Origin of the sequence: Streptomyces bobili (genome assembly GCF_002154575.1) — a bacterium.
Lineage (GTDB): Bacteria > Actinomycetota > Actinomycetes > Streptomycetales > Streptomycetaceae > Streptomyces > Streptomyces bobili.
Map to the genome: position 1 here is coordinate 1 of NZ_MUBA01000482.1, position 2,808 is coordinate 2,808.

The following is a 2,808-nucleotide window of genomic DNA, read 5'->3' on the forward strand; positions in this document are numbered from 1 at the left end:
GGCGTGGCCACGCCGGTGACCAGGCCGGAGCGGGCGCCGCGGTGGTGGGTGCAGTTCAGGTCGACGCCGACGGCGAGCTTGGAACTGCCGCCGTGCAGCATCGCGCCGACCGAACCGAGGGTCTCCGCGAGCACCGCCGAGGCGCCGCCGTGCAGCAGGCCGTAGGGCTGGGTGTTGCCCTCGACCGGCATCGTGCCGACGACCCGCTCCGCGGACGCCTCGACGATCTGCACCCCCATACGGGTGCCCAGGTGCCCGGCGGAGAAGAGGGCGCGCAGGTCGACGCCGAGCGCCGCGTACTCGTCGATGACCTCTTGCGGGAACTTCACGTGCTGCTGCTCGCCCATCGGGACCTGCTCCGTTCGTCGTGACCAGTGGCGTGACCGGGACCGGGACGGTGACCGGGACCGGGACGGTGACCGTGCCGCCTGAGCAAACGCTCAGTCGGTCGCCGATTGTTCCAGACGGACCACGACGGACTTGCTGGCCGGGGTGTTACTGGTGTCCGCGGTGGCGTCCAGCGGCACCAGGACGTTGGTCTCCGGGTAGTACGCCGCCGCGCAGCCCCGCGCCGTCGGATAGAGCACCACCCGGAAGCCGGGCGCCCGCCGCTCCACCCCGTCCCGCCACTCGCTCACCAGATCCACGTACGAACCGTCGGCCAGGCCGAGCGTGCCGGCGTCCTCCGGGTTGACGAGGACGACCCGGCGGCCGTTCCTGATGCCGCGGTAGCGGTCGTCCAGACCGTAGATCGTGGTGTTGTACTGGTCGTGCGAGCGCAGCGTCTGCAACAGCAGGCGACCGGCGGGCAGTTCCGGGAACTCGACCGGCGCGGCCGTGAAGTTGGCCTTGCCGGTGGCCGTCGGGAAACGGCGCTCGTCGCGTGGGGCGTGCGGCAGCGTGAAGCCGCCGGGCTGTGCCACGCGCGCGTTGAAGTCCTCGAAACCGGGGATCACGCGCGCGATGCGGTCCCGGATCGTCGCGTAGTCCTTCTCGAACTCCTCCCACGGCACCAGGCTGTCCGCGCCCAGCACCCGGCGCGCCAGCCGGCACACGATCGCCGGCTCCGACAGCAACTGCGTGCCAGCGGGCTCCAGCCGGCCCCGGGAGGCGTGCACCATGCCCATGGAGTCCTCGACGGTCACGAACTGCTCGCCGCCGCCCTGCACATCGCGCTCGGTACGGCCGAGCGTCGGCAGGATCAGGGCACGCGCGCCCGTGACGACATGCGAGCGGTTGAGCTTCGTCGACACGTGCACCGTGAGCCGGGCCCGCCGCATCGCCGCCTCGGTGACCTCCGTGTCGGGGGAGGCCGACACGAAGTTGCCGCCCATGGCGAAGAAGACCTTCGCCTCGCCGTCGCGCAGAGCCCGGATCGCCCGTACGACGTCGAAGCCGTGCTCACGCGGCGGGGCGAAGCCGAACTCCCGCTCCAGGGCGTCGAGGAAGGCCGGGGCCGGGCGCTCGAAGATGCCCATGGTGCGATCGCCCTGCACGTTCGAATGACCGCGCACCGGGCACACACCCGCGCCCGGACGGCCGATGTTGCCGCGCAGCAGCAGGAAGTTGACCACCTCACGGATGGTCGGTACGGAGTGCTTGTGCTGCGTGAGACCCATCGCCCAGCACACGATGGTGCGCTCCGAGGCGAGCACCATGCGCAGGGCATCCTCGATCTCCGCGCGCGTGAGACCCGTCGCGGCGAGTGTCTCGTCCCAGTCGGCGGCTCGGGCAGCCGCGGCGAACTCCTCGTGGCCGTGGGTGTGCTCGGCGACGAACTCCTCGTCGACCGCGCCCTGCGTCTCCAGGATCAGCTTGTTGAGGAGCCGGAACAGCGCCTGGTCGCCGCCGATGCGGATCTGGAGGAACAGATCCGTGAGGGCCGCGCCCTTGAGCATGCCCTGCGGGGTCTGCGGGTTCTTGAAGCGCTCCAGGCCCGCCTCGGGCAGCGGGTTCACGCTCACGATCCGCGCACCGTTGGCCTTGGCCTTCTCCAGGGCGGAGAGCATGCGCGGATGGTTGGTACCCGGGTTCTGCCCGGCCACGATGATCAGGTCGGCCTTGTAGAGGTCCTCCAGCAGGACGCTTCCCTTGCCGACGCCGATCGTCTCGGTGAGGGCCGAACCGGACGACTCGTGGCACATGTTGGAGCAGTCGGGCAGGTTGTTCGTGCCCCACTCGCGCGCGAACAGCTGATACAGGAACGCGGCCTCGTTGCTCGTACGGCCCGAGGTGTAGAACACGGCCTCGTCGGGGGAGGCCAGGGCCGCCATCTCCTCGGCGACGATGCCGAAGGCACGCTCCCAGGAGACCGGCTCGTAGCGCTCGCCACCCTCGGGCAGGTACATCGGGTGGGTGAGCCGCCCCTGCTGACCCAGCCAGTAGCCGCTCCGGTTGGCCAGGTCGGCGACCGGGTGCTCGGCGAAGAACTCCGGAGTGACCCGGCGCAGGGTCGCCTCCTCGGCCACCGCCTTCGCGCCGTTCTCACAGAACTCCGCCGCGTGCCGGTGCTCCGGCTCCGGCCAGGCACAGCCCGGACAGTCGAAGCCGTCCTTCTGATTGACGCGCAGCAGCGTCAGCGCGGTCCGCTTCACGCCCATCTGCTGCTGCGCCATCCGCAAGGTGTGCCCGATGGCCGGCAGCCCCGCCGCCGCGTGCTTCGGCTCGGCGACCTGCGGCGCGTCCTGAACCGGGTCGGCCTTGGGCGGCTTCGTTGCCATCGCGGCGCTCCTTCACTGACACGGGTGACCACTCCCACCGATCCTCGCACGCGCCACCGACAGGAAGGCTGCGCGGGCGGACGGGGGC

General features: G+C 71.0%; 2 protein-coding genes. Both read right to left on the reverse strand.

What is annotated here, in order from left to right; genetic code table 11:
- Positions 1 to 347: PaaI family thioesterase (locus BZL64_RS30940; protein WP_086772456.1), on the reverse strand; the 347-nt coding region annotated here is incomplete at its 3' end.
- Between the two features lie 93 nt (positions 348 to 440).
- Positions 441 to 2,720 carry an FdhF/YdeP family oxidoreductase gene (locus tag BZL64_RS30945; RefSeq protein ID WP_086772457.1) on the reverse strand — a complete coding sequence of 760 codons (2,280 nt, stop codon included), beginning with the start codon at positions 2,718 to 2,720 and terminating at the stop codon, positions 441 to 443.
- Positions 2,721 to 2,808: the final 88 nt, after the last annotated feature.